Genomic DNA, 20,627 nt, shown 5'->3' on the forward strand with positions numbered 1-20,627 from the left:
CCTACCGCGGTATGACGTTCCCGTCCGCGAACACCACGTCAGGTGCGTCCACCCGGCGGTCGACGACGGTGGTCGGGGCCTCCAGGTGCACGGCTCCCGAGGGCATGATGCCCGCACCGCCGAAGCGTTCCATCACCCGCCACTGCGCGACGACGTCCTCGCCGGCGTGCTCGGGTGGCAGGGTGTCCCAGAACCGGAAGCCCCCGACCTCCTCGAGCGCACGACGGTCGTACAGCGCGCAGGCACCGACCCACGCGACGCGGTAGGGCACCCACTCGCCGGGGTGCAGGTCGAGGTCGGCGGCGACGTGCGTCGGGTTCGCGGCGTTGTGCAGGGACCAGCGGTCGAAGCCGGGGGTCCCGCGGCGCACCACCTCGGGCACGACGGGGCCGTCCCACCGCTCGAACACCGAGGTCTCGTGCGGACGGCGGTCCTGCAGGTAGGACAACCCCTGCACGGCGCTGCCGACGAACCCGCAGCCCAGGGTGCGCAGCGCGTCGAGCAGCCGCGCGATCGACCCCGGCTCGAGCCAGACGTCGTCGTCGAGGAACAGCACCGCGGCTGCCTCGGCGTGGTCGAGCAGGAACTGCCGGTGCTCTGCAAGGCCACGCCGTTCCGGGTGGGTGAGGAGCGTGACGGGCCGGCCCTGCGCCTCCAGGACGCGCAGCATCGCGGCGACCGCCGGCGCGCTGGCGGCGTCCCCGTCCGCGGACTGGTCGCTCAGCACGACGCGCAGGTCGACGTCGGTCTGGGCGGCGAGCCCGGCCAGCGTCGTGGCGAGCTCGGCCGGCCTGCCGACGGTCGGGATGAGCACGTCGACGTCGACCGTGCCCGTGTCCGCTGGATCGGGGGCCTTCGCCCAGGACCCGGACCAGCGGGCGGTCACGGTGCCGGGTCCGGTTCGGACCGCGCAGCGGCTTCGCGGATCCGGCGCACGACGGCGCTGGTGGAGTGCTCGGGCACGTAGTCGACCATGACGACCTCGCCGCCGTAGCCGCGTACGACCTCGGTCTCGGTCAGCATCTCGGGGGAGTAGTCGCCGCCCTTGACGTAGACCTCGGGGCGCAGCCGTTCGATGAGCGGGATGGGGGTGTCCGTCGCGAACACCGTGACCAGGTCGACGCAGGCCAACGCGGCGAGCACGCCGGCGCGGTCCTCGGCCGGGTTGATCGGCCGCTCCGGGCCCTTCAGCCGACGCACCGAGTCGTCGTCGTTCAGGGCGACGACGAGCAGGTCGCCCAGGTCACGGGCCTGCCGCAGGTAGGTGGTGTGTCCGCGGTGCACGACGTCGAAGCAGCCGTTCGTGAAGACGACGCGGCGGCCGGCCTGCCGTGCGGCCTCGACCGCGGTGGCGAGCTCGTCGTGGTCGACGACGGTCGCCGCCGGAGCGGTCACCGAGTCGAGCAGGGCCGCGGCGGTGCAGACGGACGTGCCGGCCTCGCGGACGACGACGTCGGCAGCGGCCTGGGCGACGGCGACGGCGTCGCGCAGGGGGGCCTGCACGGCGAGGGCGACGGTCGCAGCGGCGCAGAAGGTGTCACCGGCGCCGGAGGCCTGCTGCTCCGAGGCGGGCGTCGCACGCGTGCGGAACCCCTGGTCGGACCCCGGCTCGAGCAGCACGGTGCCGTCACGGTCGAGCGTGACCACCGCGGCACGGGCACCGCTGCGGGCGAGGACGTCGGCACGGGCCGCGACGACGGTGCCGACGCGGTCGGCACCGGTACCGAGCTCCGTGCCGAGCAGGGCCGCGGTCTCACCGGCGTTCGGCGTGACGAGGTCGGGGTGCAGCGCGGCCCAGCGGGTCAGGTCGTGCGCGTCGACCACGACGGCGCCGGGACGGTCACGGTCGAGCATCGGCACGACGTCCTCTGCCTGGACACCCAGGCCGTAGTCGCACACGACGGCGGCGTCGGCGCACCGGATGGCGCGGGCCACCGAGCGGGCGAGGCGTTCGCCGTGCTCGGCGGTCGGGGTCGCGGCCAGCTCGTCCACCCGGACCACGACGCGGTCACCGCCGACCACGCGCGACTTCGTCGTGGTGCGGGCCCCGGGGATCTCGACCAGGAACGACGTGTCGACGCCGGCTGCCTCGAGCCGCTGGCGCAGGACGTCACCGGCCTCGTCGTCACCGATGAGGCCCACCATGCGGACCCGGGCGCCGAGGGCGCGGGCGTTCACGGCCGTGTTCGCCGCGCCGCCCGGCACCGCGATGGTCTCGGTGACGCGGACGACGGGGGCCGGGGCCTCGCGGGAGACCCGCTCGGCCTCGCCGACGGTCCAGCGGTCGAGGATGCAGTCGCCGATGACGACGACGAGGGGTTCGCGGTCGTCGATCGTGGCGACGAGGTCACGGACCAGCCGGACGTCGGCGGTCATCGGGAGCCTCCCACGGTGTCAGCGCTGCCCGCGGTGGCGCCGGCGGCGGCTGCGGGGCCGGTGCCATCGCGTTCCGGCTCCACGGTGCGCCGCGGCGGGGCTGCCTCGAGGTGCACCACCGTCGTCGTCGTCATCTCGTCGAGCAGGTGCGGGCCGTACCCGAACCCGGCACCCGAGGCACCGCGGGGCTGGGCACTGCCGCCAGGAGCGCCACCGAACACGGCGTTCACCTTGACGGTGCCGACGGGCAGCTCGGCCGCGGCACGGAGCGCGTGCGCGGTGTCGTTCGTCAGCACGGTGGCGGCGAGGCCGTAGCGGTCGGCCGCGGCGAGCCGGAGGCCCTCCGCGAAGTCCGACACGACGCGCACCGGGGCGATCGGGCCGAAGGTCTCCTCGGTCAGCACGAGCATCTCGTCCGTGCAGTCGGTCAGGACGGTCGCCGGGTAGAACGAGCCGAGACCCCCGGGCGTGACGCCACCGGTCCGGGCGGAGGCACCGCGGGCGATCGCGTCGTCCACGTGGCTCTGCACGAGCTCGCGCAGCCGGTCGTCCACGAGCGGCCCGAACTCGGCCGCGGGTGCGGCCGTGCGGCGCTCCGCCTCGGCGACGAGCGCGGCGACGAAGGGCTCGGCGACGTCCTGGTGGACGTACACCCGCTCGACACTGGTGCAGATCTGGCCGGTGTTCGCGAAGGCACCGAGGGCGACCTGTGCGGCGGCCCACTCCGGGTCGACGTCCGCGTCGACGACGACCGGGTCGTTGCCGCCGTTCTCGCGGATGACGTGGGCGCGGGTGGTCGCGGCCACCTCGCTCAGGCGGTCGCCGGTCGCGGTCGAGCCGACGTGCGCGTAGACGTCGATGCCCTCCTGCGCCAGGAGCTGCTCGCCGGTGGTCGCGTCGCCGTCGACGCCGATGAGCACGCCGTCCGGCAGGACCTCGGCGAGGAGCGCGTTGAGTCGGGAGAACGTCGCCGGGCACCGTTCGCTGCCCTTGTGCACGACGGTGTTGCCCGTGACGATCGCTGCGCCGAGGATCCCGCAGGCCACGGCGACCGGGTCGTTCCACGGCGTCAGGGCGAGCACCACGCCACGCGGGTGCGGCACCGACCAGTCGGCGGCACCGAACTGCCCGCGCAGGGCCTCACCCCGGTGCACCGGCCCGAGCTCGGCGTACTGCACGAGCGTGCCGATGCCGGCCTCGACCCCACCGAGTGCGTCGCCGGGCACCTTGCCGGTCTCGCGGGTGTTCAGGTCCGCCAGCTCCTGCGCGTGCGCACGGAGGTGCTCGGCCGCGGCGTGCAGCAGTGCACCGCGCTCGGCCGGTGCGGTCCGGGCCCAGGCGCCGGCAGCGGCACGGGCGCGGGCGACGGCGTTGCGGACGTCGTCCTCGGTCGAGCGGCGCACGGTGGACGCGATCGATCCGTTCACGGGGTCGGTCACCACGAGGTCGTCGGCGGCGGGGGGTGCGATCGTCATGGGGTCCTTCCGGAGGCGGGCGGGGCCTCACACGGTGCTCGTGCTCCGCTGTGTGCGGTCACGGCATCGCGCTTCTCGTCCATCCGGGGGCGCTGCTGGGCGTCCGGACGGGTCCGACCGGTAGACGTGGAGCTGTGCAACAAATCGGTGTGGGCGGAGAACGGTTCGACGGTGTCAGCGAGATCGCGGTGCTCCGCGGCGGGGGACTGGGCGACCTGATGTTCGCCCTCCCGGCGGTCGAGGCCCTGGCCGCCGCGTACCCCGGAGCGAGGATCACGCTGCTCGGGGCACCGTCGGCGCGGCCGGTGCTCGAGGGTCGCACCGAGGCCGTCCACGCCTTCGAGGAGCTCCCCGTCGTGCCCGGCGTCCGGGACTCCGGCGACGGCGCACCGACCGAGCAGGACTTCTTCGACCGGCTGCACGGGCGCTTCGACCTCGCGGTGCAGGTGCACGGCGGCGGTCGCAACTCGAACCCGTTCCTGCTCCGGCTCGGCGCCCGCCACACCGTGGGCACCGCCACCGAGGACGCCGAGGTCCTGGAGCGCTGGGTCCGTTACGTCTACTACCAGCACGAGGTCGTCCGGGCGCTCGAGGTGGCCTCGCTGGCCGGCGCCGAACCGGTCACCCTCGACCCCCGACTGCACGTCTCCGAGGCCGCGCGTGCCGCGGTCCGGCAGCGCCTCGGGGTCCGGGGACGACTCGTCGCGATCCACCCCGGCGCCACCGACCCGCGTCGCCGCTGGAGCCCCTCGCGCTTCGCCGAGGTCGCCCGCGCCCGACTCGCCGCCGGTGACGACGTGGTGCTCGTGGGTGACGACTCCGACGTCCCGGCGTCGTCCGCCATCGTCGCGTCGCTGCCGCAGGAGCTGCAGGAGCGCGTCCACGACCTCACCGCGTCACTGCCGCTGCGTGAACTCCCCGACGTCCTCGCCGCGGCCGACGTCATGGTCGGCGACGACTCCGGTCCACGGCACCTCGCCGTCGCCGTCGGCACCCCGACGGTCGGGGTGTTCTGGTTCGGCAACGTGATCAACGCCGGGCCCTTCGACCGCGGTCGGCACCGGGTGCACCTGTCCTTCGTGACCCAGTGCCCGGTCTGCGGCGCGGACGTCACCCAGGTCGGCTGGACCGCCGAACGGTGTGAGCACGACCCGTCCTACGTCGACCAGGTCGAGCCGGAGGCCGTCCTCGCCGACGTCGAGGACCTGCTCCGCACGGTCCGACGCGACGCGCGCCGCGCCGTGGACGCGACCGGCTGACGGACGGGAGGCGCGGTGCCGGCCCGGCACGCGCCTCCAGGCCGCCCCGTGCCGCGCCACGAGCGCCCGATGCGAGGTTCGACACTCCGTGCGACGCGTCGGCCCCGCACGGCGTGCGGAAGCTCGCACCAGAGCACAGCGTGCGCCGCGCACGGCACACGCTGACGGACGGGAGGCGCGGTGCCAGCCGGCACCGCGCCTCCCGTCCGTTAGCGGCGAGCGGCTACGGCCAGCTCGGCTCCGTCGCCGGCATGATCGACAGCTCGCGGATCTCGCAGCCGGCCGGCTGCGAGAGCGCGAAGATGATCGAGTTCGCGACGTACTCCGGCTCGATGAGCTGCGCGTCCGGGCCGGGCTTGTACTGCTCGGTCCGGTCGGCGAAGAAGTTCGTCCGCATCCCGGCGGGGATGATGTTGGTCACGCCGATGCGACCGGCGGTCTCGGCGGCCAGCGCCTGCGAGAACCCGCGGACGCCGAACTTCGACGCCGAGTACGCGGTGCCGTCGCCGACGCCGCGCAGGGCGAGCGACGAGGAGATCGTGACGACGCGGCCGTGCGTGGCCTCGAGGGCGGGCAGGGCGGCGCGCACGGTCGAGGCGGTGCCGATCAGGTTGACGCCGACGATCTGCTCCCACTTGCCGGACGAGATCGCGTCGATCGGGGCGGGGGTGTCGATGCCCGCGGCGGTGACGACGGCGTCGAGGCCACCGTGACGCTCGGCGGCGTCACGGACCGCCTGCTCGACGGCGTCGGTGTCCGAGACGTCCACGGCGACGGCGTCGACGCCCTCGGGGACGGCGTCGATCCGCAGGTCGAGGACGATCGGGGTGCCGCCGGCCTCGGCGACGGCGGCCACGACGGCGGCGCCGAGTCCGGAGGCGCCGCCGGTGACGAGGACGCGGCCGATGGGGGTGGTGGGGACGGGCATGGATGTCCTTTGCGTAGTGGTGCGGGAAGTGGTCGAGCCGGTGTGGAACGGCGAGCGGACGCTCAGCCGACGCGTTCGATCGCGGCGGCGAGCCGGGTGGTCGAGCGGCCCGGGTGGAACGGCACGGTGACGACGCGGCCACCCCACTCGGCGAGGGTCGCCGTCTCGGGCAGTTCGCTCGCGGTGTAGTCGCCGCCCTTCGCCCAGACGTCCGGGCGGAAGCGGCGAAGGGCCTCGTCGGGGGTGGACTCGTCGAACACCACGACGGCGTCGACGCAGTCGAGCGCCAGGAGCAGCTCGACCCGGTCGTCCTGGGTCATGATGGGCCGGTCGGGGCCCTTCAGTGCGCGGACCGACGAGTCCGAGTTGAGGCACACGACCAGGCAGTCGCCGAGTGCACGGGCGGCCGACAGGGTGCGGGCGTGTCCGGCGTGCAGCAGGTCGAAGCAGCCTCCGGTCGCGACGACGGTGCCGCCGGCGCTGCGGACGTCGTGCACCAGGCGCATGGCGTCCCGGTCGGCCCCGGGGACGGCGAGCGGCGCGGGGCCGTCGTCGGCGAAGAGCGCGGTGACGCCACCGGCGGCCAGGTACTCGGACGCCGCGACCACGCCGGCGGAGACGGCATCGGGGACGTCCGCCCCGGATGCCAGGGCGACGGCGACGCCCGCGGCGAGCCGGTCGCCGGCACCGCAGGGGTCCCCGGCGCTGACGGACGGAGCGGGCACGAAGCGGCTGTCGCCCTGCGCGTCGGCGAGCAGCGCGCCGCGGTCACCCATCGTCACGGCGACGGCACCGGCCTGCCACTGTTCGACGAGCCGGGCGGCGGCGACGGTGGCGAAGGGCACACCGTGTCCCTCGACGTCGGTGAAGCGTCGTGCTTCGGCCGCGTTCGGGGTGGCGACGGTGGTGCCGGGGACGGGGGCGGCGCCCTTGGGGTGCGGGTCCCACACCACCGGCAGGTGCTCGGCCGCACGGGTGAGGGCGTCACGGAGTGCCGGGGCAGCGGCGACCCCGCGGCCGTAGTCGGCGACGACGATCGCGTCGACGCCGTCGAGTGCGGCGGTCATCGCGTCGGTGGCTCCGGGCACGGGCGGGGTCGCGCAGCCCTCGTCGATCCGGACGAGGGCGTGGTCGACGACGCGCACGCGGGTCTTCACGGGGGTGGGGACTCCGGACGGCCCGGCGACGATCGTGACGTCGGGGAGCAGGTCGCGGATCTCCTGCGCACGGCCGTCGTCGCTCAGGACGGTGACCAGGGTGACGTCGTGGCCGTCGCGGGCGAGCATCGTCGCGACGAGTCCGGCACCACCGGCTCGGCGGTCGTCGGTGGCGACGTCCACCACGGGGACGGGGGCGTCCGGGCTCAGGCGCTCGCTCGTGCCGGACACGTCGACGTCGAGCAGGGTGTCCCCGACGACGGCGATGCGGAAGCGCGGGGCGGCGGCGCGGCCGCCGGCAGCGCCGGAACGCTGAGCGGCGTCAGCAGCCCCGCTCATCGACGGCCCCCGCGACGCAGCGTCGGCTCCATCGCCTTGCACAGCGCGTGCACCAGGACGAGCTGCGCCTCCTGCACGTTGGCGGACGGCCCCTCGATGCAGATCGCGTCGTCGACCAGGTCGGCGAGCGGGTTCGGCCGGGACCCGGTCAGGGCGAGGGAACGGGCACCCACGGCACGAGCGGCCTCGGCGGCCCGCAGCAGGTTCGGACTCTTGCCGCTCGTCGACAGCAGGACGAGGACGTCGCCGGCCCGGGCGTGGGCCGACACCTGCCGTGCGAACACCTGGTCGTAGCCGTAGTCGTTCCCGATCGCGGTGACGGCCGAGGTCTCGGCGTGCAGCGAGATGGCCGAGTACGCCGGTCGGTCGCCCTCGAAGCGGCCGGTGAGCTCGGACGTCAGGTGCTGCGCCTCGGCGGCCGAGCCGCCGTTGCCAGCGGCGAGCAGCCGACGCCCGGCGACGAGCCGGCCGGCGATGTCGTCCGCCCACTCGGCGATGTGGTCCCTGTGGTCGACGAGGGAGGCGATCACGGGGACCGACGCCGCGACGTGGTCGACGACGACGCGGGCACTGTCGGTGACGGCGCGGTCCTCGAGCCCGGTCTGCTGGTCGATGGTCATCGTGCGGTCCTCTCCGTCGACTGCGCGGCGCGGGTGACCCGGCCGGCGTGGGTGGTGCGCGAGCGGCCGACGGCGGGCCCGGTGGTGCTGGCGGACGACGTCGCGCCGGCGAGCAGGCGCTCGTAGACGCGCTCGCTGTCGGCCGCGACCTTCTGCCACGTGTAGCGGGACTCGGCGCGCTGTCGACCGGCACGGCCGTACGCCTCGCGGCGCTCCGGGTCGTCGAGCAGTGCGCCGACGGCCTCGGCGACCGCGGTCTCGTCGCGCGGCGGCACGTGCAGGCCGGTGGCGTCCTCGACGACGGTGTCGATGAGCCCGCCGACGCTCGACGCGACCACCGGGCGACCGCAGGCCATCGCCTCGAGCGGCACGATGCCGAACGGCTCGTACCAGGGGGCGCAGACGACGACGTCGGCGCTGCGGTAGACGGCGGGCATGTCCTGCTGCCCGAGCTGCCCGCGGAACGTCACGTGGTCGCGCACGCCGAGTGACCGGGCGAGGGAGTCGAGGCGCTGGTACTCGGGGTCGTCCACCAGGTCGGCACCGGCGACACCGGCACCGCCCACGACGACGAGCTCGACGTCACGGCCCTGTTCGACGAGCGCGGCGAGTGCGGCGATCGTCGTCCCGACGCCCTTCCGCTGCACGAGTCGTGAGGCGGTGAGCACCCGGAGCGGACGGTCGCGCTGTTCGACGGGGCCGTCCGGACGGAAGAGCGACACGTCGACCCCGCACGGCACCACGGAGATGCGGTGCAGCGGGACGCCGAGGGCCTTGAGCTCGAACGCCTCGTCCGAGCACGTCGCGACGACCTGGTCGACGCTCCGGCCGACGGCGGGTTCGACCCACTCGCGCTCGGCCGGGCTGGTGTCCGCGGCACCCTGGTGCCGACGCTTCACGACACCCAGGGCGTGGAAGGTCTGCACCACCGGGATCCGCATCCCACCGGTCCGGGCCTGCACCTGCGTCACCGCGTCGAGGGCGGCGTGACCCGACATCCAGAAGTGCGCGTGCACCACGTCGGGACGGTCGAGGAACCACTCGGCGGCGAGCACCGACGCGAACGTCCCCATGAACGGGAACAGCTCGTCCTTCGGCACCGTACGCGCGGGACCGGCGTCGACGTGCACGACGTCGACCCCGGGACGCAGGGGCACACGGACCGGCTGCGACGCGTCGTCGCGCCGCGTGTAGACGGTCACGTGGTGGCCGCGGTCGGCCAGAGCACCGGACAGTTCGGCGACGTGGACGTTCTGCCCACCGGCGTCGACCCCGCCGAGCACGGCGAGCGGACTCGCGTGCTCGGACACCATGGCGATCTTCATCGCAGGCTCCCTTCGAGCGCGGCTCCCGCCGCACGGTTCCGTCGCGCACCGCGCGCGACGGCGTCGCCTAGCAGGTCGTCCCAGTCGGCCAGGAACCGACCGAGCGCGTGCCGTGCGAGCACGGCCTCCCGCGCCACGAGTCCCCGTCGACGCGCCTCGTCCGGGTCCTCCAGCAGCAGCCTGGAGGCCCGCACCAGCTCCTCGACGTCCGTCGCGATGGCCCCGGCCTCATCCGGCACCGTGCGGGCCGCGTCCGTCGTCGCGAGCACCAGGACCGGCATGGCCATGTGCATCGACTCGATGAGCGACAGGCCGAGCGAGGTCCAGCGGTTCGGGTGCACGTAGGCCCGCCGTTCGGCGAGCGCAGCGTGCATGGGATCGGCCTTGACGTCGCCCAGCGCCACCACGCGGTCGCCGAAGCCGAGCTCCGGCAGTCGTTCGGAGCCGATGCCCCAGACGTCGACCGGGGCGACCTCGGCGAAGCGGGGGAGCAGGTCGGTGCCGACGACACGGTTGCGCCGGACGGGTTCGTTGATGACGACGCCGAGACGTTCGAGCGCACCGGTGTACAGCGGGCCGGGGTCGACGACGCCGTGCTCGACGACGGTGGTCCGGGTGGTGCCGCAGTCCCACATCAGGGCGTTCCAGTGCGTCACGTGCGCGATCGTCAGGTCGTCGCGGTCGCGCATCGGGTGCAGGCTGTTCGGCACGTCGACCCGGGGGGCGTTGTGCTCCACGAAGACGATCGGTACGTCTCGGCCACCGAGCAGACGGCGGGCTTCCTCGAGCTCCTCGGTGCGCTGCAGGACCACCACGTCGACCTCGGCCTCGGCGACGTCGGCCGGGTCGATCTCGATCGCGGAGTCCGGCCAGTCGCGCCCGCCGCGGCCGAGTCCCCAGGCGTCACGGGCCGGGGTGGTCGGGATGAGGTACTCGTGGGGGCCGCGGACGAAGGCGTCCATCCAGCCGCCGTGCACGTGCCACACGAGGATCCGCATGCAGGGCCTTCCGGTCGGTGTCGATGGGGTCGCTCCCCGCCGCTGCCGGAGCAGCAGGAGAAGGAGCAGGAGAAGCAGTGGCGCACGCTACGCAGCGCCTTCTGAGCCGCCCCGCAGACTTCTCCGATCAGTCCGCGAAACGCGGTGGACGAGCCGTTCGTGGGCCTCCAGGACGTCCGCGATGCGCACTCCGGACAGGCACGGGTGGCCGGGGACCGGGCACTCGCGAGCGCGGCTGAGACGGCACGGTGCGGTTTGGTCGCCGAGCAGTTCGACGAGCGGGGCGTACGGCGCCCACTTCACGGCGGGGACGACGGGCGAGAACAGACTCACGATGGGCGCTCCGACGGCGGCGGCGAGGTGGGCCGGACCGGTGTTCCCGACGACGACGACCTCGGCGCCGGCGAGGACGGCCGCGAGTTCGGCGGGGCTGGTGCGGCCGCCGAGGTCGATGCCGGTGTCGCCCGCCACGGCGGCGGTCAGAGCGCGTTCGCCGGGGGAGCCGGTGACGACGACGGGGACGCCGCGCTCGGCGTAGGCGGCGACCAGCGCACGGTGGTGGGACTCCGGCCACGACCGCGCCGGGACGCTGGCTCCGGGGTGGACGACGACGTAGCGGTCGAGGCCGGCCACGGGCGGGGGCAGGACGGCGTCGTGACGCACCGCGAGCTTCCCGTCGTCGTCCGGCGGCAGCCGGAACCCGGCCGCCTCGGCGATCCGCAGCGCGCGCTCGGGCTCGGGGAGGTCCTCGGGCAGGTCCTCGCCGGGGCGCAGCCGCACGTCGAGCAGGGACCCGGGGTGGTCGACCGAGGCCCCGGAGACCCGGGGGACCCCGGCCAGGCGCAGGAGCAGCGCGAGGGGCAGGGGCGACTGGTGGAAGGACGTCAGGACGACGGCCTCGTCGGGCTGTTCCTCGGCGACCAGCGCGCGGAACTCGGCGAGCAGGGCGTCGTCGATCGGACGCGCGGTCTCGGTGACCCACGGTGCCGCCCACACCCGCACCCGGTCGATGCCGGGGAGCAGGTCGGCGGCCGGCGCTCCCTGCGGTCCGCACAGCATCGTCACGTGCGCGGCCCCGGCGGCCACCGCGCGCACCGCGGGGCCGGCGACCAGGACGTCGCCGAAGGAGTCGAGCCGGGCGACGAGGACGCGCGGACCGGCGCTCACGCCCGGTCCGCCACGCTGCCGACGTGCTCGAGCACCAGGGTGACGGCCTCGTCCAGGTCCGCGGCGACGGTGTCGGCCTCGTCGACCTCCTCGCGGCGGGTGCGCGGGGTGGGCACGAGGATCCCCTGCGCGCCAGCGTTCCGGGCGGCCTGCACGTCGGCGCCGATGTCACCGACGACGACGATCGACTCCGGCGGGATGCCGAGCCGCTCGGCGGCGTCGAGGACCATCCCGGGCCGGGGCTTCCGGCAGGCGCAGTCGTCACCGGCGTCGTGCGGGCAGACGCACCACACGTCGAACGGGCCGACGAGCTCGTCGACCCGGGCGTTGGTGGCGTCGACCTGTTCGCGCGTGGCCATGCCCTTCGCGATCACCGACTGGTTCGTGACGACGCCGAGCTGCAACCCCGCGGCACGTGCCCGTTCGACGGCGCGGCGGGCACCGGGAACGGGGACGACCAGGTGCGGATCGGCGTTGTACGGGACGTCCACCACGAGGGTGTCGTCGCGGTCGAGGAGCAGGCCGCGGATGACGCGGTCCGGTACGAGGGCCATGCTCCGTGACTACCGGTCAGCGGCCGGGGACCACCCCAGGAAGAGCCGCGGAGCGCGGTCCCGGCAGGACCGTCAGCGTGTCGGGTCTACCGTCGCGGCGGTGACCGCCCTCGAGAACCTGCCCGACTTCGACGGACGCCCGGAACTGCTCGTCCTCCGGGCCATCAAGCTCGGCGACCTGCTCGTCGCCGTCCCCGCACTGCACGCGCTCCGCCGTGCGTTCCCCGACCACCGCATCACCCTGGCCACCACGGCGTGGCTGGCGCCGGTCGTCGAACTCGTGCCGGCGGTGGACGTCCACCTGGCCCAGCACGGTCTCGACCACCCGATCGCGGTGCCGCACGGTGCCGTGGACGTCGCCGTCAACCTGCACGGCGCCGGCCCGGAGTCCTCGGACCTCGTCGCCGCGCTCGCCCCGCGTCGGGTCATCGGCCACGCCGACCCGACCCACGGCTACGAGGGCCCGGAGTGGCCGGACGACGTGCACGAGCGCGACCGCTGGGCGGACCTGCTCACGTGGCACGGCATCCCCGCGGACGCGACCGAGGTCCACATCGACCGCCCCGCCGATCCGCCGGTGGTCGCCGACGCGGCCGTCGTGCACGTGGGTGCCTTCCACGGTGCGCGGCACTGGCCGACGGACCGCTTCGCCGACGTGGTGCGCGGGCTCCGGGCGCGCGGTGCCGACGTGGTCCTGACAGGAGGCTCGGACGACGTCGTGCGCGCCCGTGCCGTCGCCGAAGCAGCCGGCCTGGCGCCGGAGGCGGTCCTGGCCGGCACCCTGGACCTGCAGGCCTTCGCCGCGGTGATCGCCGCGGCGCGGCTGGTCGTCACGGTCGACACCGGCGCCGCGCACCTGGCGACCGCCTACGGGGTGCCGTCGGTCGTGCTGTTCGGCCCGGCGCCGCCCGAGGCGTGGGGGCCCCCGGCGACCGGCCCGCACATCGTGCTCACCGACGCCTCGGTCCGTCGCGGCGACGTCTTCGCCGAGGACCCGGACCCGGCGATCCTGGCCGTGACCGCGGACGACGTGCTCGGCGCGGTGGACCGGCTCCGGGTGACCGCTCAGGCGGCCGGGCGGTAGCGTCGAGCGAGAGCCACCCGGACCTGCCGGACGCTCGGAGGGAGTCCTTCGTGTTCGAAGCCGCGAACATCCGTGACTGGATCGGTCTGCCGGTCGTCGACGAGGCCGACGACAAGGTCGGCACGCTCGAGAGCATCTACTACGACACCGCCACGTCCGAGCCGGCGTTCGGCGCCCTGACCACCGGCGTGGTCGGGTTCCAGAAGCTCGTCTTCGTCCCGCTGTTCGGCGCCACCGTCGCTCCGAAGCACCTGCGTGTGACGTTCCCGAAGAAGCTCGTCAAGGACGCTCCGTCGATCTCGACCGACGGCGAGCTCGACGCCGCGACCGAGCCGGAGCTGTTCCAGCACTACGGGCTGGAGTACCGCACCGGCAGCGGTGGCGAACGCCGACTCGGACGCCGCTGAGCCCGTCCCGCCCCACCGACCGACCCGATCCGACCGACCGATCCGCCGCACCCGCCCGGAGGCCGCAACTGCTCCGCACCGCCCGTACGACGCTGCTCGCCGCCCTGGCGGCGGTCGCCGTCGTCGGGCTGGTGGTGGCCGGTGTCGCGGCGCCGGGGCCGGTGGACTCCGCGTCGGCGGCGCCGATGTGGCCCGTCCCGCAGCCCTACCCGGTGCCGGACGCCCCGACCGAGCCGCTCGCCGACCTCCCGCCGGGCAGCGAGTACGTCGCCCTCGGTGACTCGTACTCCGCCGGCTACGGCCTGGGCGACCGGACCCGGCTGCCCACGAGCGCGTGCGTGCAGTCGGCCCGCGACTACCCGCACCGGCTCGCGGCACGGTTCGGCCTCGACCTGACCGACGTCACATGTGCGGGCGCCACCAGCGAGGACGTCACGACCGGACACCAGTTGAAGGGCGTCCCCCCGCAGATCGAGTCGCTGTCGTCGCGCACCCGGCTCGTGACCCTGACGATCGGCGGCAACGACGCGGACCTGTTCGGCACGGCCGCGTCGTGCCTGGCGATCTCGGCCGACGGCCCGGTGTTCTCCGGACGTGACGCGCCGTCGTGCGAGAGCACGCTCGTGCAGGACGGTGAGGACCAGCTCAGCGTGAAGATCCAGTCGCGGGTCGCGCTCGGGATCGCCGACACCCTCGCAGCGGTGCAACGGGCCGCGCCGAACGCCGTCGTCGTGTTCCTCGGGTACCCGGCGATCTTCCCGGACACCGAGCACACCCCGGCGAAGGGCTGCTTCCGCTCGGCGCTCGACCTCGGCACGCTCGCGGGGTCGTTCCCCTCGGACACCTTCCCCTTCACCGACGACGACGTGGCGTACCTGCACGGCGTGCAGGAGGAGCTCGACGCCGTGTCCGCATCCGCCGCCGACGCCGCCGGGGTCCGGTTCGTCGACGTCCTCGAACGCACCGAGGCCCACTCGGCCTGCGCCCCGCGGGACGAGCGCTACGTCGCCGGCGTCAGCCTGACCGGCTCGAGCGACCTGCGACGCATCGACCTGAAGGCCGGCGCCCTCCACCCGAACGGCCGCGGTGTCGCGTACCTCACCGACCAGATGGCCGACGCGATCCGGGAACTCGCCGGCTGACCCGTCCGGACCCCGCGCTGTCCGTGTGGGCCGCCGGTGGGACGACGCAGACCGGTGCCGCCGTCTCACGGACGACGTCGTGGAGCAGTGCGCCGGACAGCACCCGCACGTGCCCCCGTCCGAGCACCACGAGCGACGCCCGCCGGGTGCGCGATGCGATGGCGTGCCCCGGGTGTCCCTCCACGAGCAGCGGACGGATCCGCACCGCCGGGAACCGCGCGGTCAGGTCCTCGGTGACGCGCTGCAGCAGTTCGGCGTTCCGGGTGCGCCACCGCAGGGGGTCCTCGGCGAAGTCGGTGAGCCCGGTCCGGGTCAGCACCGGCATCTCCCACGCCCGGAGCAGCGTCAGTCGTCGGTGCAGCCGGACCGCCTCGGCGACGGCGATCGAGACGGCCCGTTCGTCGATCGGTTCCTCGACGGCCAGCACCACGTCGCCGTCGATCGGGTGCGGGCCCTCGGGGACGATCACGGTCGGCACGGCCGCGCGGACCGCGACGCGCGCCGGGTCGCCGCCGGCGGTCGAACCCCGTCGGCTCCGGAAGGTCCCGATCACCAGGAGGTCACCGCCGTCGGACTCCTCGACCAGGGCACTGGCGAACGGCCCGGCGTGCCGGTGCACCTCGACGGTGGCTCCGGGCAGGGCGGCGCGAGCGGCCTCGGCCAGGCGGTCGGCGACCGGTCCGGGTCCCTCGATCGCCGGGTCGGCACCGATGATCCGGATCCGCTCGATCCCGCTGTCCGCGCGGGCGGCGATCCACCGCAGCGCCTCGTCGTGCGGCATCGCGGCGTCCGCGGCCAGCGTCACCGTCGTCCATCGTTCGTCCATCCCGATCGGCCTCCTCCATCGCAGGTCCTCCGGGGGCGTCACACGGCGCTCCGTGCGCCACACGGTACTCCCGGCGAGGGCGAGGGGAACCGGCGGTGGAACCGGGCACGTCGGGTGGTGCGCGGCGCGTGTGCGGTGATCCGGGCCTCCCGGCCGGGTCTGCGTAGTCTCGGGGCGTGGTCGTGAGCGCCGGACTGTTGCTGCACCGGACCGGTCCGTCCGGGCCCGAGGTCTTCCTCGCGCACATGGGCGGGCCGTTCTGGCGGAACCGGCCGCGTGCCTGGTCGATCCCGAAGGGGCTGGTCGAGGCGGGCGAGGAGCCGCTCGGCACCGCGCTGCGCGAGTTCGCCGAGGAGATCGGCGTGCCCGCCCCGGTGACCGCCGCTGACCTGACCGACCTGGGGGAGTTCCGCCAGGCGTCGGGCAAGCGGGTGCGGGTCTTCGCGGCACGGGCGTCGGAGTTCTCGGTCGACACCGTGCGGAGCAACACCGTGCGGCTCGAGCTGCCGCGCGGGTCGGGGCGGTTCGTCGAGGTGCCCGAGGTGGACGACGCGCGGTGGGTCGGGCTCGACGAGGCGCGGGAGCTGGTGGTGGCCGGGCAGGTCGCGGCGCTCGACGCCCTGGTCGCGCTGGGTCGCGCTGCTGGCGGTTCCTGACGCGCCGCTCGTGTTCGTCGAGGGGTCACGAACTGTCGTCCGGAGGGCCTCCAGGCGACACTTCTCGGCCACCCGGCGATCGGCGCGCGGTATGTCGTGACCACTCGGCGGGGCCCTCTTGCTCGTGTCGGACACCGGACACGAGCCGCGTCCTCCGGATAGCCTGAGCGGGTGTCGGGTTCTCCGGCCCGACAGCAGGGGAGTACGCATGCGGCGCTGGAGCGCGGTCACAGGTGGGCTGACGGCCCTCGCACTCGGCGCAGGATTCGCGATCGGCGGCGTGACCAGCGCATCGGCCGAGCCGGTCGGCAACTGGGGGACCTTCACCCTCAGCGGAGCGAGCCGGGCGTACACCGGCACGATGACCCTGGCCGGGTTCCCCGAGACGACCTTCACGTCCGACTCCCGGCAGTCGACCGTCGTCAGCGGGGCATCGACGTGGCAGTCCGCCGCGACACCGGCCGGCGAGGTCTACGGGACGAGCCGCGGCCAGACGTACATGAACCAGCGGCCGAACGTCGACTCACCCACGTCCGGCGCCTCGACGACGACCTACACGTTCGCGGAGCCGACGCCAGGCGCGCAGAGCTGGTCGTTCGTGCTCGGCGACGTCGACGCCGACCGGGCGACCATCTCGGCCACCCTCTCCGGGGGCGGCGCCGCGACCGCCGAGCAGCTCGGCTACGAGAGCTCCTACAACTCGTGCTCGGCCGCCGTCGCCGGAGGGCCATCGTGCACCGCGGACCCCGACGGCACCACCGGGCAGGACCTGCCCTCGTGGGACCCCGCCACCCGGACCCTGACGGGGAACACCGGCGCCGTCGACACCGCCGGCGCCACGGCGTGGTTCACGCCGACCGTCTCGCTCGCCAGCCTGACGATCACGTACCAGCAGCGCAGCGGGTTCCCGGTGTACCAGACCTGGTTCGCCAACCGCACCGCCGCGATCACCGGCACGGCGACCCTCGACGGAGCGCCGATCCCCGGCGCGATCGTCCGCGTCACCGCTCCGCGCGGCACCGTGTACACGACGACGACCAACGCCGACGGCACCTACGCGCTCCCGCAGCTGCCGGTCATCGCGAACTACCGCGTCGAGATCACCCCGCCGGACGGCGCCGAGGGTCCTGACCAGCCCACGAGGGTCTCCCTCGCGCAGGCAGGCTCGCCGGGCGGCGTGGACCAGCAGGCCGACTTCGCGTTCACGTCGCCGGAGGACACCGCGTCGGTCATCGGCACCGTGGTCGACGAAGGCGGCCGACCGGTCTCGAACCTCGAGGTCGTCATCACCGACCCGGTCACCGGGGGCGTCCTCTTCGACACCACGACGAACAGCGACGGCGCCTACACCGGCTCGGACCTGCCGGCGGACATCGAGCTCGACGTGTCGGTCGCCGACGAGCCGCCCGTGACCATCACGACCGGCGACGACGACGCGGCACCGGCGGTCCCCGACGAGATCGACGCCCCGGCCGCGGTCGTCGCGACGGTCGCCGGCGTGGTCTCGCTCGACGGTTCACCCGTGCGCGCAGGAGTCGTCGTCGAGCTCGTCGACGACGAGGGCACCCTGGTCGCGGCGACGCAGACCGATGCCGACGGTCGCTACGTCTTCGCCACCGCAGCGGGCACGTACACCGTCCGGACCGAACGGCCCGAACCGGGGGCGACCGGGGCGACGTCGAACACCGGTGTGACGGCCGTCGCCGGCGAGCGTTCTTCGTCCGACCTGCCGTTCGTCTCCGCAGCACCCGCCGCCGAGGTCACGACCGATCAGCCCGGCACCGTCGTCGACACGAACGGCGAACCCGTTCCCGACGTGGAGGTCGTCGCGGCTCCGACGGACCCGCAGTCCGGCGATCCCGTGTCGGTCGTCACGGACGACGACGGTGCGTTCGACCTGACCGGACTGGAACCCACGACCGAGTATGCCGTCTCGGTCGACGTCGAGGGGGCCCCGACGGCGACCGTCGTCACCCCGGAGTCGGGGGCTGCGACGCCGCTGGCGTTCGTCGTGCGGGCTGCAGCGAGTCCGGCTCCGGTTCCGGCTCCCGCGCCGTCGCCGTCGCCGAGCGGCGCGCCTTCGGCGACTCCGACCGACCCCGCCGCCGGGTCGGGCTCCGCACCAGTGTCCGGCCAGGGCGAGGCGAGGGACGGTGGACCGCTCGCCTCCACGGGCGCGGACCTCGGCCCGGGGCTCATCGCCGCCGGGGTGCTCGTGCTGCTCGGTGCGGCGCTGCTGACCTACCGCGCGGTGCGCAACCGCCGCCGTACGGACCACCTGCAGGACTGACCGGGCGGCGGGCGCGGCGGGCGCAGCGGCGGCGTTCGCGGGCGGGTTCGCCGAGGTCGCACGACACGCCGCCCACGTACGCCGAGGGGTCACGAACCGCCGCCCGCCGAACCCGCAGACGACAGTCCAAGCGCCCCCGACGCCCCACCAACGGCAAGTCCTGACCACTCGACGCGCCGACCTCCCACGCCGCCGCAGTCGCACAACACGCCGCCCGGGTACGCCGAGGAGTCACGAACCGTCGCCCGCCGCGCCCGCAGACGACAGTTCAAGCGCCCCCGACGCCCCGCCAACGGCAAGTCCTGACCACTCGACGCGCCGACCTCCCGCGTCCGCCGCAGTCGCACAACGCGCCGCCCGGGTACGCCGAGGGGTCACGAACCGTCGCCCGCCGAGCCCGCAGACGACAGTTCAGGCGCCCCCGATGCCCCACCAACGGCAAGTCCTGACCACTCGACGCGCCCACCGCGCCGACCGACCACTCGACGCGCCGACCTTGCCCACCGCGCCGACCTCGCCGACCGCGCCGACCGGCCGCCGCCCGCGCCGGCCCTCAGCGCGTCCGCGGGCGCCGCACCGAACCCGTGACGACGCCGATCGACCCGGTGACCGTCTGGATCGCCCGCCCGACGACCGGCACCGACGTGGTGACGACCGCGAGCGACGACGTGATGGCCTCGATGGACGAGGTCGACAGGTGCTCCTGCGTGTGCGTGTGCACCGGGAACCCGCGGCGCGCCAGCACGACGACCCCGAGCGCCCCGACCAGCACCGCGCCGCCGGCGAACGGCAGGTACTGCAGCCCGACGATCCCGAGTGCCTGCCCGCCGAACGCTGCGCCACCGGCGATGCCGATGTTCGACGCCCCGTTGACCAGTGCGCCTGCGATGTCGGGGGAGACGCCTCCGGCACGGATCGCCGCGGCCATGAAGAGCGTGCCGGTCGTGCCGTTCGCAGCCATCCACACCCCCGCGACGACCATCGTCCCGATCAGGGAGCCGTGCACGAACGGCATCGTCGCGAAGGCCACGGCCATCACGGCGACCGAGGCGATCAGCGTCTGCCGGGGCGCACGGTCCACGAACATGCCGGCGAGCCAGAGCCCGACGACACCGGTGCCACCGAGCACGAGCAGCGCCCCGCTCACCATGCCGGCGTCGAGCCCGGCGTCGATCGCGTACGGCCCGATGTAGGTGTAGACGACGTAGTGCCCGCCGAACAGGAGCATGTCGGCGATCACGACGGACAGCAGGCCGGTGCGCGCCCAGGCCTTCGGCGACCCGATGTGCGGCGACGAGGCACCGCGGACGGCGGGCAGGAACAGCAGGGCGACGACCGCGAGTGCCGCTGCGGCCACACCGACGGAGAACACGGCCTGGCGCCAGCCGATGTGCTGCGCGACCCAGGTCGCGACGGGCACGCCGAGCACGAACCCGAGCGAGCTGCCCGAGTACACGAAGGCGATCGCCCGCCCGGCGAGCCGCGGCGGCACGATCCGGGTGGCGTACGCCGAGGCGACCGAGAAGAACAGTGCGTGCGCGATGCCGCCGACGACACGTCCGGCGCAGACGACCGCGAAGGACGGTGCGAGCGCGACCATCAGGTTCGACACGGTGTAGCCGACGAGCGTGGCGACGAGCACGGTCTTGCGGGGCAGCTTCGCGGTGAACGCGGTGAGCGGCAGCGCGAGGAGTGCGACGGCCGCGGCGTACACGGTGATGACGATGCCCATGGTGGCCTCGGTCACGCCGAGGTCGGCGCTCATCGTGCCGAGCAGCCCGACGGGCATGAGCTCGGTGGTGATGGCGAAGAACGTGGCCAGTCCGAGCACGGCGATGCCGACGATCGACTGGGTGGTGACGGTGATCGGCCGCGTGTGGGTCGACACGGCCGAGGTGGTGGTGTTGGTGGACACGCTGCTGACCTCCTTGCGAGGCACGGTGGAGCGCGCGACGATGCCGATCGTTCTGACGGCGGTGACCGGGAGGGTCTGCTGGGCGCGCTCGCTGGCGGATGTGGATGAT

Annotated in this window: 18 protein-coding genes; 6 read left to right on the forward strand and 12 right to left on the reverse strand. The window is 74.4% G+C overall.

All coding sequences use genetic code 11. The features are described 5' to 3' along the window. Position 1: 1 nt before the first annotated feature. From DEJ30_RS07265 to DEJ30_RS07275, 3 genes are read right to left on the reverse strand one after another with little or no spacing between them, the layout of a single operon-like run. Positions 2–886 carry a glycosyltransferase family 2 protein gene (locus DEJ30_RS07265; protein WP_110859959.1) on the reverse strand — a complete coding sequence of 295 codons (885 nt, stop codon included), beginning with the start codon at positions 884–886 and terminating at the stop codon, positions 2–4. Beyond that, on the reverse strand, positions 883–2,376 hold the full coding sequence (gene rfaE2, locus DEJ30_RS07270; RefSeq protein WP_110859961.1) for a D-glycero-beta-D-manno-heptose 1-phosphate adenylyltransferase: 1,494 nt from the start codon (positions 2,374–2,376) through the stop codon (positions 883–885). Before rfaE2 ends, DEJ30_RS07265 begins: the two co-directional genes overlap by 4 nt. Beyond that, a complete protein-coding gene (locus DEJ30_RS07275) occupies positions 2,373–3,851 on the reverse strand; it encodes an aldehyde dehydrogenase (protein ID WP_110859963.1) in 1,479 nt (492 codons plus the stop codon). Before DEJ30_RS07275 ends, rfaE2 begins: the two co-directional genes overlap by 4 nt. A gap of 149 nt (positions 3,852–4,000) precedes the next feature. Here DEJ30_RS07275 and DEJ30_RS07280 point away from each other — a divergent pair, with 149 nt between their 5' ends. Further along, the gene (locus DEJ30_RS07280) at positions 4,001–5,110 is read left to right on the forward strand and encodes a glycosyltransferase family 9 protein (protein ID WP_258369857.1); all 1,110 of its coding nucleotides are present in this window, start codon (positions 4,001–4,003) and stop codon (positions 5,108–5,110) included. 223 nt (positions 5,111–5,333) lie between these two features. Here the strand turns inward: DEJ30_RS07280 and DEJ30_RS07285 are convergent, their stop codons facing one another. The 7 genes from DEJ30_RS07285 to DEJ30_RS07315 all read right to left on the reverse strand — a co-directional run bounded on the left by DEJ30_RS07285 (position 5,334) and on the right by DEJ30_RS07315 (position 12,198). Next, positions 5,334–6,038: an SDR family oxidoreductase gene (locus tag DEJ30_RS07285; RefSeq protein WP_110859967.1), complete on the reverse strand. Its 705-nt coding sequence runs from the start codon at positions 6,036–6,038 to the stop codon at positions 5,334–5,336. Between the two features lie 62 nt (positions 6,039–6,100). Further along, positions 6,101–7,534 (reverse strand): PfkB family carbohydrate kinase, encoded by a 1,434-nt coding sequence (locus DEJ30_RS07290; protein ID WP_258369858.1) that lies wholly within the window; start codon positions 7,532–7,534, stop codon positions 6,101–6,103. Beyond that, positions 7,531–8,154, reverse strand: coding sequence for an SIS domain-containing protein (locus tag DEJ30_RS07295; protein WP_110859969.1), 624 nt, complete (start codon positions 8,152–8,154; stop codon positions 7,531–7,533). The genes DEJ30_RS07290 and DEJ30_RS07295 overlap by 4 nt, the downstream gene beginning before the upstream one ends. Then, the gene (locus DEJ30_RS07300) at positions 8,151–9,479 is read right to left on the reverse strand and encodes a glycosyltransferase (protein WP_110859971.1); all 1,329 of its coding nucleotides are present in this window, start codon (positions 9,477–9,479) and stop codon (positions 8,151–8,153) included. The genes DEJ30_RS07295 and DEJ30_RS07300 overlap by 4 nt, the downstream gene beginning before the upstream one ends. Beyond that, positions 9,476–10,477: a glycosyltransferase gene (locus DEJ30_RS07305; RefSeq protein WP_110859974.1), complete on the reverse strand. Its 1,002-nt coding sequence runs from the start codon at positions 10,475–10,477 to the stop codon at positions 9,476–9,478. Before DEJ30_RS07305 ends, DEJ30_RS07300 begins: the two co-directional genes overlap by 4 nt. 87 nt (positions 10,478–10,564) lie before the next feature. Further along, a complete protein-coding gene (locus DEJ30_RS07310) occupies positions 10,565–11,644 on the reverse strand; it encodes a glycosyltransferase family 9 protein (RefSeq protein WP_110859976.1) in 1,080 nt (359 codons plus the stop codon). Beyond that, positions 11,641–12,198: an HAD-IIIA family hydrolase gene (locus DEJ30_RS07315; RefSeq protein WP_110859978.1), complete on the reverse strand. Its 558-nt coding sequence runs from the start codon at positions 12,196–12,198 to the stop codon at positions 11,641–11,643. The genes DEJ30_RS07310 and DEJ30_RS07315 overlap by 4 nt, the downstream gene beginning before the upstream one ends. Before the next feature lie 100 nt (positions 12,199–12,298). On the opposite strand from DEJ30_RS07315, the gene DEJ30_RS07320 reads away from it, so the two are divergent. From DEJ30_RS07320 to DEJ30_RS07330, 3 genes are all read left to right on the forward strand, one after another. Then, positions 12,299–13,282: a glycosyltransferase family 9 protein gene (locus DEJ30_RS07320; RefSeq protein WP_110859980.1), complete on the forward strand. Its 984-nt coding sequence runs from the start codon at positions 12,299–12,301 to the stop codon at positions 13,280–13,282. Between the two features lie 50 nt (positions 13,283–13,332). Next, a complete protein-coding gene (locus tag DEJ30_RS07325) occupies positions 13,333–13,689 on the forward strand; it encodes a PRC-barrel domain-containing protein (RefSeq protein WP_110859982.1) in 357 nt (118 codons plus the stop codon). A 185-nt stretch (positions 13,690–13,874) separates the two neighbouring features. Further along, complete coding sequence (locus DEJ30_RS07330) at positions 13,875–14,831, forward strand: SGNH/GDSL hydrolase family protein (protein WP_146238518.1); 957 nt, start codon at positions 13,875–13,877, stop codon at positions 14,829–14,831. On the opposite strand, the gene DEJ30_RS07335 is transcribed toward DEJ30_RS07330, so the two are convergent. Continuing rightward, positions 14,788–15,657: a universal stress protein gene (locus DEJ30_RS07335; protein WP_110859986.1), complete on the reverse strand. Its 870-nt coding sequence runs from the start codon at positions 15,655–15,657 to the stop codon at positions 14,788–14,790. The two genes, DEJ30_RS07330 and DEJ30_RS07335, sit on opposite strands and share 44 nt — an antisense overlap. A 176-nt stretch (positions 15,658–15,833) precedes the next feature. Here DEJ30_RS07335 and DEJ30_RS07340 point away from each other — a divergent pair, with 176 nt between their 5' ends. Together DEJ30_RS07340 and DEJ30_RS07345 are read left to right on the forward strand one after the other, a co-directional pair. Next, the gene (locus tag DEJ30_RS07340) at positions 15,834–16,313 is read left to right on the forward strand and encodes an NUDIX domain-containing protein (protein ID WP_110859988.1); all 480 of its coding nucleotides are present in this window, start codon (positions 15,834–15,836) and stop codon (positions 16,311–16,313) included. Positions 16,314–16,521: 208 nt separating this feature from the next. Beyond that, on the forward strand, positions 16,522–18,603 hold the full coding sequence (locus DEJ30_RS07345) for a collagen binding domain-containing protein (protein WP_110859990.1): 2,082 nt from the start codon (positions 16,522–16,524) through the stop codon (positions 18,601–18,603). Between the two features lie 553 nt (positions 18,604–19,156). On the opposite strand, the gene DEJ30_RS07350 is transcribed toward DEJ30_RS07345, so the two are convergent. Further along, entirely contained in the window at positions 19,157–20,518 is a 1,362-nt protein-coding gene (locus DEJ30_RS07350; protein ID WP_146238519.1) for an MFS transporter, read from the reverse strand. Positions 20,519–20,627 lie beyond the last annotated feature (109 nt).

The organism is Curtobacterium sp. MCPF17_003 (assembly GCF_003224385.1).
In the GTDB taxonomy this organism is placed as follows: Bacteria; Actinomycetota; Actinomycetes; order Actinomycetales; family Microbacteriaceae; genus Curtobacterium; species Curtobacterium flaccumfaciens.

Excerpts from the sequence above, each read along its gene's own strand:
- DEJ30_RS07335 (WP_110859986.1), bottom strand. The coding sequence starts at position 15,657 with ATGGACGAACGATGGACGACGGTGACGCTGGCCGCGGACGCCGCGATG.
- DEJ30_RS07285 (WP_110859967.1), bottom strand. The coding sequence starts at position 6,038 with ATGCCCGTCCCCACCACCCCCATCGGCCGCGTCCTCGTCACCGGCGGC.
- DEJ30_RS07345 (WP_110859990.1), top strand. The coding sequence starts at position 16,522 with ATGCGGCGCTGGAGCGCGGTCACAGGTGGGCTGACGGCCCTCGCACTC.
- DEJ30_RS07290 (WP_258369858.1), bottom strand. The coding sequence starts at position 7,534 with ATGAGCGGGGCTGCTGACGCCGCTCAGCGTTCCGGCGCTGCCGGCGGC.
- DEJ30_RS07275 (WP_110859963.1), bottom strand. The coding sequence starts at position 3,851 with ATGACGATCGCACCCCCCGCCGCCGACGACCTCGTGGTGACCGACCCC.
- DEJ30_RS07305 (WP_110859974.1), bottom strand. The coding sequence starts at position 10,477 with ATGCGGATCCTCGTGTGGCACGTGCACGGCGGCTGGATGGACGCCTTC.
- DEJ30_RS07330 (WP_146238518.1), top strand. The coding sequence starts at position 13,875 with ATGTGGCCCGTCCCGCAGCCCTACCCGGTGCCGGACGCCCCGACCGAG.
- DEJ30_RS07295 (WP_110859969.1), bottom strand. The coding sequence starts at position 8,154 with ATGACCATCGACCAGCAGACCGGGCTCGAGGACCGCGCCGTCACCGAC.
- DEJ30_RS07315 (WP_110859978.1), bottom strand. The coding sequence starts at position 12,198 with ATGGCCCTCGTACCGGACCGCGTCATCCGCGGCCTGCTCCTCGACCGC.
- rfaE2 (WP_110859961.1), bottom strand. The coding sequence starts at position 2,376 with ATGACCGCCGACGTCCGGCTGGTCCGTGACCTCGTCGCCACGATCGAC.
- DEJ30_RS07300 (WP_110859971.1), bottom strand. The coding sequence starts at position 9,479 with ATGAAGATCGCCATGGTGTCCGAGCACGCGAGTCCGCTCGCCGTGCTC.